Source organism: Microcystis sp. 49638_E5 (assembly GCF_021300285.1).
GTDB lineage: Bacteria > Cyanobacteriota > Cyanobacteriia > Cyanobacteriales > Microcystaceae > Microcystis > Microcystis aeruginosa_C.
In genome coordinates, this window is sequence record NZ_JAJTDH010000014.1 from 31,780 (window position 1) to 48,790 (window position 17,011).

Here is a 17,011-nt window from a genome sequence, read left to right on the forward strand (position 1 = left end):
CTTTGTGCGATAATCAGTGCTTATTATTCGGACGAGTCTTGCTAGGCAGGGCTTTGAAGAATATATTTCTGGAAAATTCCCCCTATTCTTCTCCCTTCCACACAGAAACAAGAAGAGCCAATATTTTTTATAACAGTAGCGCTACCTGTCTTTCCGGAGATGATATCACCCAAACCCAATTATGTCAAGTGGCGGGATTTGTCAAGACTTTTTTTCCTTTTACCAACTTTTCATCTCTCCCCAAAAATTTTCTGCTCCCGCAAACTAGCCGATAAATCACCGCTAGTCAAGGTTACAATCAAGAATTGACACAAAAATTTATCAACTAAAGTTATGAGTAATCAGTACGATGCGATCGTGATTGGGTCGGGAATCGGGGGATTGGTGACAGCGACGCAATTAGCGGCAAAAGGGGCAAAAGTCTTAGTTTTAGAGAGTTATCTGATTCCGGGGGGCAGCGCGGGTTATTTTGAACGAGAGGGTTATCGTTTTGATGTGGGTGCTTCGATGATTTTTGGTTTTGGCAAAAAGGGGACGACTAACCTCTTAACCAAGGCTTTGGCAGCGGTGGATATGAGTATCGAAACCATTGCCGATCCCGTCCAGATCCATTATCATCTCCCGGACGGATTAGACCTAAAAGTTCATCGCGACTACGAACAATTTTTACAGGAATTAATTAGCCATTTTCCCGCAGAAAAAACCGGTATCCGGCGCTTTTACGATGAATGCTGGCAGGTGTTTAATTGCCTCAATAGTATGGATTTACTATCGTTGGAAGAACCCCGCTATCTGACTAGGGTTTTTTTCCAGCATCCTTTATCCTGTTTGGGATTGGTCAAGTATTTAGCCCAAAATGCGGGAGATCTGGCCAGAAAATATATTAAAGACCCGAAATTATTGAAATTTATCGATATGGAATGTTATTGTTGGTCGGTAGTACCCGCCGATCGCACTCCGATGATTAATGCGGGAATGGTCTTTAGCGATCGCCATTACGGCGGAATTAACTATCCCCGAGGGGGAGTGGGACAGATTGCCCTGAAATTAGTCGAAGGATTGGAAAAAGCCGGTGGTGAAATCCAGTATCAAGCGAGAGTGAATAAGATTATTTTAGATGCAGGACGGGCGATCGGGGTAAGATTGACCAATGGTAAGGAATATTACGCGAAAAAGATTGTTTCTAATGCCACCCGTTGGGATACCTTCGAGAAACTACTCCCCCCGGAATCTCTCCCAGGTAGCGAAAAAAAATGGCAAAAACGCTATCAAAAATCCCCCAGTTTCCTGAGTTTGCATCTGGGAGTTAAGGCCGATGTATTACCATCAGGAAGCGAATGTCACCATATTTTACTAGAAGATTGGGAAAATATGGAAGCAGAACAGGGAACTATCTTTGTTTCTATTCCTACCTTACTCGATCCCTCCCTCGCACCCCCGGACCATCATATCATTCATACTTTCACCCCTAGCTGGATTGATCAATGGCAAAAACTGCCCCCCCAAGAATATCAACAGAAAAAAGAGGCCGCTGCTAATCGTCTCATCGAGCGCCTGAAAAAACTCTTTCCTAAACTAGATACAGGATTAGATTATATCGAAATTGGCACGGCCCGCACCCATCGCCGCTTTTTGAATAGAATCGATGGCAGTTACGGCCCAATACCGCGAAGAAAACTGTTAGGCTTGTTAGGAATGCCCTTTAATCGCACAGCTATTCCTAATCTCTATTGTGTAGGAGATAGTACCTTCCCCGGTCAAGGATTAAACGCGGTGGCCTTTTCTGGTTTTGCTTGCAGTCATCGTCTAGCGGTAGATCTCGGTTTACCTAGTCGCAAAGATTAAAAGCTGAAAATCAGGCTTTTTACCGGCGAATTCGGAAACGGTTCGAGAATACTTGACAGCGTTTCTCAGATGGATGAAGCGCATTTTCGCGACTGGAATTTTTACTTCGGCAAGGTTTAATCTATACTTCACCTTGATGAGAAACGCTGTAGATCGGTTTTGCTGAAGACTGAAGACTGATAACTAATAACTGATAACTGATAACTGATAACTGAAGACTGAAGACTGATAACTAATAACTGATGCTTACTCCTTTTGATTCCCCCAAATCTTTACATTGGCAGCAAAGCTTACGATCGCCAATTATTCGTCAATTGGAGATATTTAGCTTTACAATGCAGTTTTTGACTTTTTTGCTCTGGGATCGTTTAACGGGGGCTAATAGGGGCAAAAAACGGCAAAGGAGAGCGAAATGGTTAGTTGATCGCCTCATTAATTTGGGACCAACTTTTATTAAAATTGGACAATCTTTATCGACGCGAGCAGATTTAATTCCGCTCGAATATATCGAACAATTAACCCAATTACAGGATCGAGTTCCCGAATTTAATAGTCAAGAAGCGATCCGAGTTATTGAAACAGAATTAGGACAACCCCTAGATAATTTATTTGCAAGTTTTAGCGTTTCTCCCCTCGCTTGTGCCAGTTTAGGACAAGTGCATAGAGCGCGGTTATTAAGTGGGGAAGAGGTCGTTATTAAGGTACAAAGACCAAATCTAGAAGGACTATTTAATCTCGATTTTGAAGTGTTGCATCGTCTCACCCGTTGGTTAAATATTTTCTCCGTGGTGAAAAAATATAATTTAGAAGCTATTTACCAAGAATTCTTTGAACTACTCTTTCAAGAAATCGATTATATTCATGAGGGCAAAAATGCTGATCGCTTTCGGGAAAATTTTAAGAATTATCCCCAAGTAAAAGTTCCTTTAGTTTACTGGCAATATACCACCCGCAAGGTATTAACTTTGGAGTATGTACCGGGGATTAAAGTCGATGATCGAGAGACTTTAATAGCTAATGGTATTAACGTCGATGGTATTATTCAACTGGGAATCTGTTCCTATCTCAAACAACTATTACAGGATGGTTTTTTCCAATCGGATCCCCATCCGGGTAATATGGCAGTTAGTCAGGAAGGGGAGTTAATTTTCTACGATTTCGGCACGATGTTCGAGTTAAAGTCCGTCGCTAAAGATCAAATGATTGAAACCTTTTTTGCTATCTTAAGAAAGGATACGGAAACAGTCTTAAAAACTCTCGTGTATATGGGGTTAATTGAACCCGTTAGAGATCTGCAACCTGTGCGAAATATCTTGCAGTTTCTTTTAGATGAATTTCGCGATAAACCGGTAGATGTGAGGGTCTTTGAACAAATTAGCGATCAAGTGTATTTAATGTTTAAACAGCAACCTTTTCGCTTACCTCCCCAAATGACTTTTATTATTAAATCTGTCACCACTTTGGATGGGATTGCCCGCTCTTTAGATCCCCAGTATAATTTATTAGCAGCTAGTCAACCTTTTGTGAAAAGTCTAGCGGTATCAGGAGGAACTACCAACACCATGCTGACCCTAGCTAATCAAGCGCGCACTTTTCTTAAACAACAATGGCAAAAAGGTAATAAAAATGAGAGAATGATCCGTCAATTAGAGGAAAAAATCGAGCGAGGAAATTTAGTTTTTCAAGTTAAGTCACGCGAAAATGAACGACTTCTGAAAAGAATTTATCTGGGAATTAAATTATTAATTAATGTCTGTTTATTGGGATTTAGCATTATCTCAGCCATATTTTTATTAGACACAAACTATAGCAAACTAGCTATTATTCCCTTCAGTTTAGCTGGGTTATTTGCTTTATTTTTTCTGCGTTCTTCCCTGGCTTTATTGATTCAGGAAAGATTAGATAAAATGCTAGACAAGTAAATAATTATCATCTTTATTAAGTAAGTGGTTATAATTAAATATCTAATTGCCAGTGTGGTGACAAGTTCCCCGGCTCTCTTATTCTTTGTGTGATAAGTTTGACTTATATAGTAGCGATCAATCTTTGTGTCCTTTGTGTCTCTGTGGTTCGTTCCACATTCTCCCGTCGCCATGGTGATTTAATGTTTAATCCAAGCTGATGGCCAAATACCGCCAATTTCGAGACCAGCTAGACGACTAGAGGCATTTATAAGGGTTTTACCACGACTATCAGCCAATTTTATCGATAATTTACCTTTGAGGGTATCTTGACAAGCAAAAGAGAGACCTTTTTCCGTGGGTACACGCACGCGATCGGGAGGATGATCACTGATCCCGATCAAGACAATGGTATAATTCTCGTTGGTTGCCCTCATTTCCCAGTATCCCCAGGGTTGCACTGTCCAAGTTAGTTGAGAATTCCAGATATCAAACTTATAAAAGCGATTTTGCCAGTGAATACCGATAATTCCCACCGATTCCGTCCAGTTGAGAACTTTTCGGGTAGAACCCACTGCGGTTAAGGTTAAATCGGGATTTTCAGGGAAAGCATTACAATTAATCCAAAACCACTTTTCGGGGAAAGAATAACCCCAATTTTTCTCGCTATAAAAAGGTACATTCTCAAATTGATAATTTTTTCCCCGATGGGTAATCATTCCCGTTGCTAAACCATGAGCAGTTAAAATCTGCCAACCCGGGTCAAAAATCGGTAAATAAGATAATATTCCTGCTGTTGCTTGGGGTGGACGCTTTTTATCTCCCCAACTGTACCTAGTTTCAATGCGATAATCCCATTGACAGATTTCTCCAGTGACGGGATCATAAATTCGTCCTTGCTGCTGGTTTGCCGTTGCTTGATAACCCTCTTGAACAGACTCAAAAAAAGCCGACGGGGAAAGGAGACAGGGACGGATTTTTAAGTTAGTTTTTCCCCAATGGATAATGGCTAATTCCTGACGACTTGCCCAAAATTTATCCGTATCGGGAAAAGTGCGACAAAGATAATTAGATTCTATGGCTAAAATTTGTACCGCTCCGCCGCTATTGACTTGACCGCCGCTTGGGTCTTGAATAGAATACATAAAGGCGAATCCGTCGGCTAATTGCGGAATCATGACTCGGAAGTACCAACCTTCAAAGAATCGGGGAGTGATACCATCCCAATGGTAGCCAGAATGAGGGGGTTGTGAAGACATCTATGGGTTTATCTTTAGGTATTGATTTTGGCACATCGGGAGCGCGAGCGATTGCTATTGATTCTAGCAAAAATATCGTCGCTGAGGTTCATTATCCTTTCACTAATGCCAATTTTCAGGATTGGCAAAAGGCCCTATTTTATTTATTGGATAATCTAGGGGATTCGGTGCGTTCAGAACTTAAATCGATCGCTATTAATGGTACTTCCTCGACGGTGTTATTATGTGATAATTGGGGTAATTCTCTTTCTGAGGCCATATTATACAATGACGGGCGAGGAATTGCCTTTTTAGAAGCAATTAAAGCTATAGCACCCCCTCACCATCCCGTGATTAGTGCTACCTCCAGTTTAGCTAAATTATTTTGGTGGAGTCAGCAAGAAATTTTTTCGCAAGCGCGTTATTTTCTCTCGCAAGCGGATTGGTTAGCATTTCTCCTGCACGGTAAACTGGGAATTAGTGATTATCACAATGCCTTAAAGTTAGGTTATGATCTCGAAAATCTCTGTTATCCCCATTGGTTAGAGAATTTACCGATGTTTAATTTATTACCGCAAATTTTTGCCCCGGGTACAGCGATCGATACTATTAAACCAGATTTAGTGACTCGTTTTGCTATCCCGAAAGATTGTTTAATTTATACGGGAACCACCGACAGCATAGCGGCATTTTTAGCCAGTGGTGCTAATTCTTTAGGGGATGCAGTGACATCTTTAGGTTCAACTTTAGTCTTAAAATTATTAAGTAGCCAGAAAGTTGATGATAGTAACTATGGCATCTATAGTCATCGTTTAGGAAATTTGTGGTTAACTGGTGGGGCATCCAATACGGGAGGAGCAGTGTTAAAGAAGTTTTTTTCTCATGAAGAATTGAGAAATTATAGTTTAGCAATAGATGGACAAAAAGAAAGTAATTTAGATTATTATCCCCTCCTAAAAGCGGGCGAGCGTTTTCCCATTAATGATCCTTTTTTACCCGCAAAACTGACTCCCCGGCCCGATAATCCTCGAGAATTTTTGCGTGGTTTACTAGAAAGTATTGCCCGCATTGAAGCTTTAGGTTATCAGCGTTTACAGGAATTGGGGGCCAATAAATTACAGCGAGTTTATAGTGCGGGTGGTGGGGCAAAAAATCCGACTTGGAGGATAATTCGTCAGCGTCATTTAGGAGTTCCTGTGCTTTTATCTAAACAGGAGCAAGCGGCCTATGGTACTGCCCTATTAGCACAGCAATCGGTTACGCTCTTGAAATAGTCTCATAAGTAGGATTTGCGGCAAAAAGCTTGTTGGTGGGGTTAGGAGTTAGGAGTCGGTCGTCAGGAGTCAGGAGATAGGAGTCAGGAGATTATTTTATTTATTCTCCCCACACCCCACACCCTACACCCTACACCCTTCGTTAATTAACCATAATAGGGTGGCTCATTACCCGGTTTCCATTTGATATTACAGCCTAAACTCGGTTTTTGGTCCGTCGGCACCGGTTGACCGGTTAAAACCTTGTCAATAGCGGCCCGGAGATCTTTGCCTGTCACCGGTATTCCATTACTAGGACGACTATCATCTAATTGACCGCGATAGACTAGAATCCGCTGACTATCAAAGAGGAAAAAATCGGGAGTACAGGCTGCCGTGTAAGCTTTCGCCACTTCTTGGCTTTCGTCATAGCATAAATTGAATTTAAAGTCAAGAGTTATCGCCATTTTTTTCAAATTTTCTGGCGAATCATCGGGATATTTCTCCACGTCATTAGAACTAATTGCGAGGATGCCCAGATTGGTATTAGCATAATCGCGACCTAGACGGGTAAGTTCTTCTTGAATGTGTTTAACAAAGGGACAATGTTCACAGAGGAAGATGACTAACAGAGCGGTTTTAGCCGCAAAGCTGTCCAGAGAGATAGTTTCACCCGAAACCACATCGGGTAAGGCAAAACTGGGAGCTTTTGTCCCCAGATCTAACATTGTGGACTCGGTGCGTGCCATAAGGTTTCTACTCTTTTCTATAGGGAGGACTGAGATTTTTATAGCATTTCATGCTTCATCGCGCAAATTTAACGCCTTAATCAGCATCAGTGAACAGTAAACAGTAAACTGAAAACTCACGTCTGATAACTGATAACTGATAACTGATAACTGCTATAACCTACTGAAACTGATCTGCCCAATTTTCGATCACACGCTGACTTTGGCGAGCAATAACTAAAGCATTATCGGGGACATTTTTAGTGATAGTTGAACCGGCAGCCACGGTGACATTTTTTCCTAATTCTAGAGGAGCTACTAGAACACTATTTGCTCCAGTTTTTGTGCCACTGCCGATCATAGTTTGGTGTTTTTTCACCCCATCGTAATTAGCAGTAATTGTTCCCGCACCAACGTTCACTTTTTCCCCTAAAGTGGCATCTCCCAAATAGGATAAATGGGCAATATTGGTTTTATTGCCGATGTCACTTTTTTTAATTTCAACAAAATTACCGACTCGACAATTAGCCCCAATTTTCGCTTCTCCGCGCAAATGAGCATAGGGACCGATGCGACAACCAGAATCCACCTGACTATCAGAAATAACCGAAAATAAGACCGTCACATCGCTGCCTATGCGACTATTTTCGATTAAACTCCCCGGACCTATACGACAACCAGAAGCGATTATCGTCTCACCGCGCAGATGGGTTTGGGGTTCAATAATCACATCGGCACTGAGAGTGACAGTATCCTCAATGGTGACACTATCGGGGTCAATAATGGTGACTCCGGCGGCCATCCAATCATCTTTGACTCTAGTTTGCAGGATATCATAGGCGGCGGCCAATTGTTTGCGATCGTTAATGCCGCTAATTTCTAAACAGTCCTCCACATCCACAGCCATGACAGGATCGAGAAAATTGACCACATCGGTGAGGTAATATTCACCTTGATCGTTATTGGGCGTTAAATTAGGCAGTATCGCCGCTAATTTTGACCAATTAAAGCAGTATATACCCCCATTAACCCGGTGGTTTTGTCGTTGGGCATCGGTACAGTCTCTTTCTTCCACAATCTGCTTAACGAGATTATTGCCATCACAAAAAACTCGACCGTAACCTTTCGGGTTAGGGAGGTTAGCAGTTAAGAGGGTGGCAGCGTTACCATGGTTTTTATGAATCTGGAGAAGATTTTGCAAGGTTTCGGGACGCAACAGGGGAACATCACCATTTAAGACCAACAAATCCCCCTGAAAGTCCTCTAAATGGGGGATTAACTGCTGAATAGCATGGCCAGTGCCTAACTGTTCCTTTTGTTCAACAAATTCGATATCCTCGAGATGCTGTAGCGTATTTCGCACCTGTTCTCCCTGATAACCGATAATCACCAGTTTTCGCCTGGGATGTAAGGATTCGCTGACATTAAGGACCCGTTCCACTAGCGATCGACTGCCGAGGGGATGTAAAACTTTTGGAAGGCTGGACTTCATTCGGGTTCCCTTACCCGCCGCTAAAATTGCTACCGCTACCATGGTCATGCTTGCCAATATCGTTCGCGACTGAGTATATCGCACTCCGATCCCTTTGGTTGCAAGAATTTTTCCCCTCTTTCATCCTGTGCCAGTTGAGAAACTACCATAAAAAGGTTTTCTTTAAGACATTGTTAAGGTAGTATATACAAATTGAAACAATTGAACATAATTAGCCCTCTATAGATACCACTATGACAACTGTGCTAACTAAGGAATCCTCCGCCATGAAACAGATTCGCACCACCTACCAAGCTGACCAACAGGTTAAATATCTCCATTTAGAAGCGGAAATCGAGGTACTGCTGCAACAACTGCAAAACCTCAAGCGCAAAAACCAAGAGAATCAAAACCTAAATTAAAGAAAATTTCCCTAAGAATTCTCAAATCCCACCCTCTGATCAGCGAGAAGGTGGGAAAATGTTTTTTGAGAATTCCAGATAGGTGTAGATTAATGATCAATTTTGCCTTACAGCAAGCCTTCGCCCGTCGTCATGCCCTGAAAGTGATCAGTGGGTTAAATAATTTCGATCGCTCGCAGGTTCTCTCAGTAGTTAAAGCCGCTACAGCCGGAGGAGCAACTTTTGTCGATATTGCCGCTAATGCTGACCTAATTCGGGCGGTAAAAGCCTTGACAAATTTACCCGTGTGTGTATCGGCCGTCGAGCCAGAATTGTTGGTGATGGCAGTGGCGGCCGGGGCCGATTTAATTGAGATCGGTAATTTCGATAGTTTTTATGCCCAAGGACGCATTTTTGAAGCGGCGGAAGTTTTAGCCCTAACCCGTCAAACTCGCGACCTACTGCCCGAAATTACCCTGTCTGTGACAGTTCCCCATCTCCTACCCCTCGATGAACAGGTAAGACTAGCAGAAGCTCTAGTTAGTCAGGGTGCCGATATTATTCAAACCGAAGGCGGCACTAGCAGTCAACCCCGTCACGCCGGTATTTTGGGACTGATTGAAAAAGCCGCCCCGACTTTAGCGGCAGCCCACGCTATTTCCCATGCGGTTAAAGTTCCCGTCCTCTGCGCTTCCGGTTTATCCAGCGTTACCGCCCCTATGGCGATCGCTGCTGGAGCGGCTGGTATCGGTGTTGGTTCGGCGATCAATCAATTGGATAATGAAGTAGCCATGGTGGCAGCCGTGCGCGGTTTAGTTGAATCTCTGCAAGCACAACCGGTCCATATTGGCAACTAGAACAATTTTTGTCTAGATACGACGGAGAAGGGGCCGTTTTCCCTTCTCTTTTTCCCTTTGTCACCAGTTATTTTAGCTGTCAGGAGGCGGTCGTCAGGAGTCAGAAGTCAGGAGATAGGAGATTATTTTATTTATTCTCCCCACACCCCACACCCCAATTCATAATTCATAATTCATAATTTATAATTCCCACACCCCACTTCCCCACACCCCCAACCCCATCAACTGTGGTAAAATGCGCTATGGCTCAAAACATTAGAGATAGAAGCACTCCACCATGATTCGAGATATCTTCATGCCCGCGCTCAGTTCCACCATGACCGAAGGAAAAATAGTTTCTTGGGTGAAGTCCCCCGGGGAAAAAGTCAGCAAAGGGGAAACGGTGTTAGTGGTCGAATCCGACAAGGCCGACATGGACGTGGAATCGTTTTATGATGGCTATCTCGCTGTAATTTTAGTCGAAGCTGGCCAAGAAGCGCCCGTGGGGGAAGCGATCGCCTATATTGCCGAAACTGAAGCGGAAATTGAACTGGCAAAAGCTCAGGGAAAAACCGCCGCAGTCGCCCCTAGCAAGCCCGTAGAGACCCCAGAAATCGCTCCGCCTCCCGTTTCGATCCCCGTCGCCGTCGTTAAAGATAATGGCCGTTTAGTCGCCTCTCCCAGGGCCAAAAAACTGGCTAAAGAATTAAAGGTGGATCTGAAAACCCTAGTGGGTAGCGGTCCCCACGGACGAATTACCGCCGAAGACGTAGAAAAATCGACAGGAAAAGTCAGCACCGCCCCCGCTCCTGTCATTACTCCCCCGCAACCCGTCAGCGTCCCTGTAGCGGCTCCTAAAGCCCCGATTCCAACCAGCGCCCCAGTCGGCCGGACTGTTCCCCTCACCACTCTACAAAAAGCCGTCGCCCAGAATATGTCGGTTAGCCTACAGGTTCCCACCTTCCAAGTGGGCTACACTATCACCACCGACCCACTGGATCAACTCTATCAACAGCTAAAATCCAAGGGTGTCACCATGACGGCCCTGTTAGCAAAAGCGGTGGCCAACACCCTCGCTAAACATCCGATCGTTAATGCCTGCTATAGCGACGCAGGAATTCAATACCACGGGGCGATTAACGTGGCCGTAGCCGTAGCTATGCCCGATGGGGGCTTAATTACGCCGGTTTTGCGCTCTGCTAACCAGATGGATATCTATTCCCTCTCCCGCAGTTGGAAAGATTTAGTCGATCGCGCCCGCAGTAAACAACTGCAACCGGAAGAATATAATAGCGGTACTTTTACCATTTCTAATCTGGGAATGTTCGGAGTCGATCGCTTTACCGCTATCTTACCCCCCAACCAAGGCGCGATCCTAGCCGTGGGTGCTTCCCGTCCCCAAATCGTCGTCAATAAAGATGGTTTATTCGGAGTGCAAAAACAGATGACGGTTAATCTCACCAGTGACCACCGAGTCATCTACGGGGCCGATGCAGCCTCCTTCCTGCAAGACTTGGCTAAACTGATCGAAACTGAGGTGCAGTCCTTAACTATGTAATCAGAATCTAGACAGCAGGAGCCAAGGGAGTTTCTCTCTAGCTCCTGCTTTGTTGTTACTAAAAAAATGTAAAGAATTAGCTAAAATGGGTTTAACCCTATCTATCACCCGAAACTATCGCCCAAACAAGGTCAAAAAAAGTGTTAATCTCAGGGAACTTTAAGATCTAAGCTAATATCGGTAAATTAACACTCAATTTCGCCCTATATATTAAGCCTACAATAATTCGTATTCCCACGCCCTAACGCCTACCCATAGGAAAAAATGATCACAGAGAATAGTCGCTTACGTTCAGAATTTTTAAATACACAGGTTATCACTCGCAATACAGGCAAAAAACTCGGCGTTGTTAAAGATATCCTAGTAGATATCGATCAACGAGAAGTGGTTGCCCTGGGACTCCGCGATAATATCCTCTCCCTGTCGGGAATGCCTCAATATATGTATTTATCGAGCATCAGTCAGACGGGAGACGTGGTTCTCGTTGAAGATGATAACGTCTTGGAATCCGTCGATATCGATGCTTATACTCCCTTAATCGGTAGTGACGTGATCACGGAAACCGGCGAACCTTTAGGCAAAGTCCGCGATTATCAATTTGATCCCCTTAGTGGTCAATTACATTCCATTATCATTGCTTCCCTGGGATTTCCTCTGATCCCCGAACAATTGATCAGTACCTACGAAATTTCTATCGAAGAAGTGGTTAGCAGCGGTCCGAATCGCTTAATTGTCTTTGAAGGGGCCGAGGAACGTCTCACGCAGGTTAGTGTGGGGGTTTTGGAACGTTTGGGTATTGGTCGTCCCCCCTGGGAAAGAGAAGAGGAAGAAGCTTATTATACCCCCGCTGCTCGTCCAGAAAATCAGTTAGGTACGGGCATTCCCCTCCGCACCCCCGTGGAGGCCGCTAAACCCGTTGAAGAACGCTGGAGTGAGGATGAATGGGAAAAAGAACCCCTGCGTGCCACTCCCCCACCGCAAAAACGGGCCGAAGCTCGTTATTATGAGGAAGAATACGAGGAAGAAGAAGATAACTGGGGAGAAGCTCGCTCAGAACGCACAGAAAGCTTTTCTCGTCCTCAGTACGACGATTACGAAGATAAGGCCGAGGATGATATGTGGGATGATGACGTGGAACCAGATTACAATCCCCCCCGCATCAATATCACCGAGAAGAAAAAGGAAAGAATCCCCGAATACGAAGACGGTTAATCTTTGGTCATCCCCCTATCCATTAGTTACATCTTTCTTAACATAAAATTTGACAAAAAAAGAAAAGTGTGGTATGTGGCTCAAGGGGAGTTCTCTGGGGGGACTAAATACTTTTGGTATCACGTCGAGTGCAGTGATTTGTCAGACTTTACAGATGTTCAATGAACTCTTCAACTGTGACTTGGGCTTGTTTCAGAATTCCACTTAATGTACCAACCTTCAATTCCTGATGTACAGGGACAACACAACCAATTTTGCCATCTTCGGTTTCTTTCTTCATCACAACATGGCTACCTGTTTGACGAACTTGCTTGAAGCCTAAGCGTTCAAGAGAGCCAATTGCCTCCCGACTAGAGATTCGTGGCAGCTTAGGCATAACTAACCTCAATACTGGTCACAAATCTAGGGGATGTTTCTGGTAAGGTAAATTCCTCTAGATAAAGCCGTGTGGCTTCTTTCAATCCAGCAATCGCCTGCTCAATTGTTTCTCCTTGATCTACTGTGCCAACTTCTGGACATTCAGCAATGTACATATTATCTTCTTTGTACAAAATAACAGTAAAGATGCGATTTTTCATGGTGTCTTATCATCTCCGGCTTACTCTGAAAATCATAACATAACTGTTTCCTAATCGTTTGGTTAGAAAATAGTTAGGTTTCCTGATCATTGACCCAACTCAGGCTTTTTGAAAAACTCTATAAGATATTAAGTTATTAGTACTTAATCTAATATTGTCCCACCTTCCTAGAATTGAGTGAGAAGATTGTGCAAAAACAAGCGTAGAGTTGATATAAAGAATGGAAAATATTAAAGCAAAATCAAGTTTTTCTATCTTGAACTTTAACTTTGATGGTCTAATTAGGGTTTGCGGCAAAAAGTTTTTCGTGGGGGTAGGGTGTGGGGTGTGGGGTGTAGGGTGTGGGGTTTTACCCATTTTCAGGTGGTCAATTACCTAATTTTCAGAGAAAAAGTAACTGAATTTTTCCCCGATCACTCCAATGGTCGGCACTTTTTGGGGGGAAAAAAGTCTAAAAACCTTATCCAACAAAGTTTTTAGATTTATTCAGCAGAACCTAATTAACATCTTTTATCCTCAATTTGTCCGAAAATTCCGTCTAACGGTTGAACTCACCCACCGTCATTAACTTTGGATGTTAGAGGTAGCCTAGCATATGATCGGGCGCAGTGATTTGTTAGACGGGCTTAGATTTAGACAGGTGAAAGATGCGTGGGACTCACCCACAAGATCGGCGATCACACTTAACATCTTCTGAATGCGAATTCAACAGAGCTTCCCACTTCGGCTAATTCATATTTCGAGACTACCTTCAGTGTTACTGTATTTCCATCCTTCCATTGAATCACAACGTATCCGTCATCAATAATCCATTCACCAGAGGAGTAATGTGGTTCTGGTTCTATCCGTACTAAACCGGAGGTAATCGTTACATTACTCTCTCTACTAAAACTACCTCCTGGTTCCAGTTTGTACGTTTCTTTCCAATAGCCTGAAGAAGCACCGTCAGCATTAAATTTGCTTCTTTCCCAACAACCGGATATATCAGACTTGACTACACCCGTATTGTTAAATGAACAGCCCACTAACAACAGTAAACTTATCGCCATTAACTGTGAAACCTTGATGAACATAATCATCGTTGGATTACCTCCAAAATTCTGCCTAACTACACATTATACAGAAACTTTCTGCATAACAATCTCCAGAGCAACGATAGGGGTCAACTTTCTGCATATCACCCCGTTTTATAACATAAAATACTCATTTGTCAATAGTTAGCAATATTTAATCTGCTTATACTTCGAGTTTTGGTCTGAAAATGGGCGATCAATAGTCAAGCGATCGAGAGATGGGGAACAACTTATACTAAATCCGTTGAGTATAGGCTACATATCAAGACAGACAAAAGGCACTCATGCAAAAGGGAGAATAAATAATCAGTCTTTAATAACCAGATTTAGGATTATTTAACCTTCAATCCGGGCTATCACCGGGGCCACCAATCTTCGATCACCTGCGCGATAGTATAGGGACAAAACTCTGGAAAAATGCTAAGGATTAAACCTGTTTGTCTGGCGGCTTCTCGACGCGCTCTGGTATATTCCTTTGCCTACATTTACCCATCCCGCGTTTTGGCTCAGATCGTAAATTCCATAGGGAATGATTCTTCCCTTATCTTGGTCAGGAAAATCATGAACCAATACTTGTACTGGCTCTCCCTTTTTTAGCCATTCAGCACCGCTATTTTTATAATTTCCAATTAATTCTGGTTCTAACGAAGAACCGTTATAGATTTGATGCTTGAGCAAATATGTTCACCGAGAATCACTCCCGTTAGAGTGAGATAAGATTAACTCTTATTCCTCACCCTAACTACTAGGAAAAACCGGCAATTAAATTAGGCACCTTGCCGTAATTTATCCAAAACCGATCGATCCTCTAGAGTAGAAGTATCACCGGAAATCTCTTGACCTGATGCTAAAGTTCGCAAGAGACGACGCATAATTTTACCCGATCGCGTTTTTGGCAGCACATCGGTAAAACGGATTTCTCCCGGTCGGGCAATAATGCCAATTTCCTTGACAACGTGGTCTTTTAATGCTTGCGCTAACTCCGGACTCGCTTCATAATGCCCCTCAAGAGTCACAAAAGCATAGACTTCTTCCCCTTTAATTTCATCTGGTCGTCCCACCACAGCCGCCTCTGCTACCGCAGGATGGGATACTAAAGCTGATTCGATCTCCATTGTCCCTAAACGGTGGCCAGAAACGCTCATCACGTCATCAACGCGCCCCATTACCCAGAAATAACCGTCTTCGTCCTGACGGCTACCATCCCCAGCAAAATAGAGATATTGGCCATCTTTGGGGGCGATATGTTCCCAGTAGGTATTGCGGAAGCGATCGGGATTTTTATAAACTGTTCGCATCATACCGGGCCAGGGATGTTTGACCACCAGATAACCCCCCTCATTCGCTTGGGCGGGATTACCGTCTAAGTCCACCACTTCGGCCATAATACCGGGGAAAGGTAGGGTTGCTGACCCCGGTTTGGTGGCAATTGCCCCGGGTAGGGGAGTAATCATAATCCCCCCGGTTTCCGTTTGCCACCAAGTATCGACAATCGGACATTTTTCTTTACCGATAACCCGGTGATACCACATCCACGCTTCCGGGTTAATCGGTTCTCCCACGGTTCCCAGTAAGCGCAAAGAGGATAAATCCCGGCTATTGGGGATGTCTTCACCCATTTTGATAAAAGCGCGGATAGCAGTGGGGGCAGTATAAAAGATATTAACGCGATATTTCTCAATTACATCCCAAAAACAGCCTAAATTAGAGGGACGGGGAACCCCTTCATACATTACCGTGGTGGCACCATTGGAAAGCGGTCCGTAAACGATATAACTATGGCCGGTAATCCAACCCACATCGGCAGTACACCAGTAAACATCGGTGTCTTTCAGGTCAAAAATCCATTTGCAGGTGACATGGGTGTAGAGATTATAACCGCCGGTGGTGTGGACGACTCCTTTCGGTTTGCCGGTGGAACCACTGGTGTAGAGGATAAATAACATATCTTCGCTATCCATCGGTTCGGCCGGACAATTAGCAGATACCTGTTTTTGTAGATCATGCCACCAGTAATCGCGATCGGCAACCATATTGATGGGTTCCTTGCTGCGCTGGACAACGAGGACTTTTTCCACACTGGGGGCGCTATTATCGGCTAGAGCCAGATCTACCTGTTCCTTGAGGGCAACTACTTTATCCTTGCGGAAACCACCATCGGCAGTGATTACCACCTTAGCGGCCGCATCATTAAGACGATCGCGCAAAGCATCGGCACTAAATCCCCCAAAAACTACACTGTGGGGCGCACCAATTCTGGCACAGGCTAACATAGCGATGGCCGCTTCGGGAATCATCGGCATATAAATTCCGACCACATCGCCTTTTTTCACGCCTAATTCCTTTAAAGCGTTGGCAAATTGGCACACTTCTCGGTGTAGCTGTTCGTAGGTAATGGTGCGGCTGTCTCCCGGTTCTCCTTCCCAGATGATGGCAGCTTTATTGCGCCTCCATGTCGTGAGATGTCTGTCAATACAGTTGTAACAAATATTAATCTTGCCGTTGACGAACCATTTAGCAAAGGGGGGCTGCCACTCAAGAACCTCTGACCATTTTTCAAACCAATGTAATTCTTTTTCGGCTAATTGGGCCCAAAAAGCCGGGGGATCGGCCTTGGCTTTGGCGTAGAGTTGCTGATATTCTTCAAAGCTTTTAATGGTGGCATTCTGGGCAAATTCGGCACTGGGGGGAAACAGCCGATTTTCCTGTAGGATCGATTCGATCGCTATTTCTGTCATACTGGCAAACGAAATAAATTATCTTGCGATCCAGATTACCTTTTTCGGTTCCCCGCGTAACCCCGGCAAGCAATTCTTTAAGGCTATTTTAGGATTGCCCGATCCCTGACTAGCGATCGCCATTTGGCCCCAAGTGTTACAGAGTTTAAAGTTATGTCACCGATCGAGCGATGAACAGA

The 17,011-nt window shown here is 43.9% G+C and carries 15 protein-coding genes and 2 pseudogenes; 8 read left to right on the forward strand and 9 right to left on the reverse strand.

All coding sequences use genetic code 11. From position 1 onward, the window contains the following. Nucleotides 1-53: 53 nt before the first annotated feature. From LW728_RS06480 to LW728_RS06490, 3 genes are all read left to right on the forward strand, one after another. A complete protein-coding gene (locus LW728_RS06480; protein ID WP_287765801.1) occupies nucleotides 54-275 on the forward strand; it encodes a hypothetical protein in 222 nt (73 codons plus the stop codon). 58 nt (nucleotides 276-333) lie between these two features. After that, a complete protein-coding gene (crtH, locus tag LW728_RS06485) occupies nucleotides 334-1,845 on the forward strand; it encodes a carotenoid isomerase (protein WP_287765804.1) in 1,512 nt (503 codons plus the stop codon). A gap of 242 nt (nucleotides 1,846-2,087) precedes the next feature. Continuing rightward, nucleotides 2,088-3,767 carry an ABC1 kinase family protein gene (locus LW728_RS06490; RefSeq protein ID WP_287765806.1) on the forward strand — a complete coding sequence of 560 codons (1,680 nt, stop codon included), beginning with the start codon at nucleotides 2,088-2,090 and terminating at the stop codon, nucleotides 3,765-3,767. Between the two features lie 179 nt (nucleotides 3,768-3,946). On the opposite strand, the gene LW728_RS06495 is transcribed toward LW728_RS06490, so the two are convergent. After that, the gene (locus LW728_RS06495) at nucleotides 3,947-5,005 is read right to left on the reverse strand and encodes a tocopherol cyclase family protein (RefSeq protein ID WP_287765809.1); all 1,059 of its coding nucleotides are present in this window, start codon (nucleotides 5,003-5,005) and stop codon (nucleotides 3,947-3,949) included. Nucleotides 5,006-5,007: 2 nt separating this feature from the next. Between LW728_RS06495 and LW728_RS06500 the strand changes: the two genes are divergently transcribed. Beyond that, complete coding sequence (locus LW728_RS06500) at nucleotides 5,008-6,258, forward strand: FGGY-family carbohydrate kinase (protein ID WP_287765812.1); 1,251 nt, start codon at nucleotides 5,008-5,010, stop codon at nucleotides 6,256-6,258. A 146-nt stretch (nucleotides 6,259-6,404) separates the two neighbouring features. Here LW728_RS06500 and LW728_RS06505 read toward each other — a convergent pair whose 3' ends face one another. Together LW728_RS06505 and glmU are read right to left on the reverse strand one after the other, a co-directional pair. Further along, a complete protein-coding gene (locus LW728_RS06505; RefSeq protein ID WP_287765814.1) occupies nucleotides 6,405-6,986 on the reverse strand; it encodes a thioredoxin family protein in 582 nt (193 codons plus the stop codon). 160 nt (nucleotides 6,987-7,146) lie between these two features. After that, nucleotides 7,147-8,499, reverse strand: a complete 1,353-nt coding sequence (glmU, locus tag LW728_RS06510; RefSeq protein WP_287667285.1) for a bifunctional UDP-N-acetylglucosamine diphosphorylase/glucosamine-1-phosphate N-acetyltransferase GlmU — start codon at nucleotides 8,497-8,499, stop codon at nucleotides 7,147-7,149. Nucleotides 8,500-8,690: 191 nt separating this feature from the next. On the opposite strand from glmU, the gene LW728_RS06515 reads away from it, so the two are divergent. The 4 genes from LW728_RS06515 (at nucleotide 8,691) to LW728_RS06530 (ending at nucleotide 12,443) form a co-directional block, all read left to right on the forward strand. After that, nucleotides 8,691-8,858, forward strand: coding sequence for a hypothetical protein (locus tag LW728_RS06515; RefSeq protein WP_002801704.1), 168 nt, complete (start codon nucleotides 8,691-8,693; stop codon nucleotides 8,856-8,858). Nucleotides 8,859-8,950: 92 nt separating this feature from the next. Further along, complete coding sequence (locus LW728_RS06520; RefSeq protein ID WP_287700890.1) at nucleotides 8,951-9,694, forward strand: DUF561 domain-containing protein; 744 nt, start codon at nucleotides 8,951-8,953, stop codon at nucleotides 9,692-9,694. Between the two features lie 277 nt (nucleotides 9,695-9,971). Then, a complete protein-coding gene (locus tag LW728_RS06525) occupies nucleotides 9,972-11,231 on the forward strand; it encodes a dihydrolipoamide acetyltransferase family protein (RefSeq protein ID WP_002801702.1) in 1,260 nt (419 codons plus the stop codon). A 264-nt stretch (nucleotides 11,232-11,495) separates the two neighbouring features. Next, nucleotides 11,496-12,443, forward strand: coding sequence for a PRC-barrel domain-containing protein (locus LW728_RS06530; RefSeq protein ID WP_287765816.1), 948 nt, complete (start codon nucleotides 11,496-11,498; stop codon nucleotides 12,441-12,443). Nucleotides 12,444-12,591: 148 nt separating this feature from the next. On the opposite strand, the gene LW728_RS06535 is transcribed toward LW728_RS06530, so the two are convergent. The 6 genes and pseudogenes from LW728_RS06535 to acs all read right to left on the reverse strand — a co-directional run bounded on the left by LW728_RS06535 (nucleotide 12,592) and on the right by acs (nucleotide 16,832). Beyond that, nucleotides 12,592-12,819 (reverse strand): type II toxin-antitoxin system HicA family toxin, encoded by a 228-nt coding sequence (locus LW728_RS06535; protein WP_150975481.1) that lies wholly within the window; start codon nucleotides 12,817-12,819, stop codon nucleotides 12,592-12,594. Beyond that, nucleotides 12,812-13,021: a type II toxin-antitoxin system HicB family antitoxin gene (locus LW728_RS06540; protein WP_002734849.1), complete on the reverse strand. Its 210-nt coding sequence runs from the start codon at nucleotides 13,019-13,021 to the stop codon at nucleotides 12,812-12,814. The genes LW728_RS06535 and LW728_RS06540 overlap by 8 nt, the downstream gene beginning before the upstream one ends. A gap of 683 nt (nucleotides 13,022-13,704) precedes the next feature. Further along, entirely contained in the window at nucleotides 13,705-14,100 is a 396-nt protein-coding gene (locus LW728_RS06545; RefSeq protein ID WP_287667196.1) for a hypothetical protein, read from the reverse strand. 350 nt (nucleotides 14,101-14,450) lie between these two features. Then, nucleotides 14,451-14,573: pseudogene (locus LW728_RS23360) on the reverse strand (DUF29 family protein); the annotation flags it as partial. Beyond that, nucleotides 14,572-14,730, reverse strand: a pseudogene (locus LW728_RS06555) (ISAzo13-like element transposase-related protein); the annotation flags it as partial. The pseudogenes LW728_RS23360 and LW728_RS06555, both read right to left, overlap by 2 nt. Nucleotides 14,731-14,861: 131 nt before the next feature. Next, nucleotides 14,862-16,832 (reverse strand): acetate--CoA ligase, encoded by a 1,971-nt coding sequence (gene acs / locus LW728_RS06560; RefSeq protein ID WP_002801695.1) that lies wholly within the window; start codon nucleotides 16,830-16,832, stop codon nucleotides 14,862-14,864. Between the last annotated feature and the right edge of the window lie 179 nt (nucleotides 16,833-17,011).

Bases quoted from the DNA above. Each gene is read 5' to 3' on its own strand.
- LW728_RS06535 (WP_150975481.1), bottom strand. From the start codon at position 12,819: ATGCCTAAGCTGCCACGAATCTCTAGTCGGGAGGCAATTGGCTCTCTT.
- acs (WP_002801695.1), bottom strand. From the start codon at position 16,832: ATGACAGAAATAGCGATCGAATCGATCCTACAGGAAAATCGGCTGTTT.
- LW728_RS06540 (WP_002734849.1), bottom strand. From the start codon at position 13,021: ATGAAAAATCGCATCTTTACTGTTATTTTGTACAAAGAAGATAATATG.
- LW728_RS06520 (WP_287700890.1), top strand. From the start codon at position 8,951: ATGATCAATTTTGCCTTACAGCAAGCCTTCGCCCGTCGTCATGCCCTG.
- LW728_RS06500 (WP_287765812.1), top strand. From the start codon at position 5,008: ATGGGTTTATCTTTAGGTATTGATTTTGGCACATCGGGAGCGCGAGCG.
- LW728_RS06545 (WP_287667196.1), bottom strand. From the start codon at position 14,100: ATGATTATGTTCATCAAGGTTTCACAGTTAATGGCGATAAGTTTACTG.
- LW728_RS06495 (WP_287765809.1), bottom strand. From the start codon at position 5,005: ATGTCTTCACAACCCCCTCATTCTGGCTACCATTGGGATGGTATCACT.
- LW728_RS06515 (WP_002801704.1), top strand. From the start codon at position 8,691: ATGACAACTGTGCTAACTAAGGAATCCTCCGCCATGAAACAGATTCGC.
- crtH (WP_287765804.1), top strand. From the start codon at position 334: ATGAGTAATCAGTACGATGCGATCGTGATTGGGTCGGGAATCGGGGGA.
- LW728_RS06530 (WP_287765816.1), top strand. From the start codon at position 11,496: ATGATCACAGAGAATAGTCGCTTACGTTCAGAATTTTTAAATACACAG.
- LW728_RS06525 (WP_002801702.1), top strand. From the start codon at position 9,972: ATGATTCGAGATATCTTCATGCCCGCGCTCAGTTCCACCATGACCGAA.
- glmU (WP_287667285.1), bottom strand. From the start codon at position 8,499: ATGGTAGCGGTAGCAATTTTAGCGGCGGGTAAGGGAACCCGAATGAAG.
- LW728_RS06490 (WP_287765806.1), top strand. From the start codon at position 2,088: ATGCTTACTCCTTTTGATTCCCCCAAATCTTTACATTGGCAGCAAAGC.
- LW728_RS06505 (WP_287765814.1), bottom strand. From the start codon at position 6,986: ATGGCACGCACCGAGTCCACAATGTTAGATCTGGGGACAAAAGCTCCC.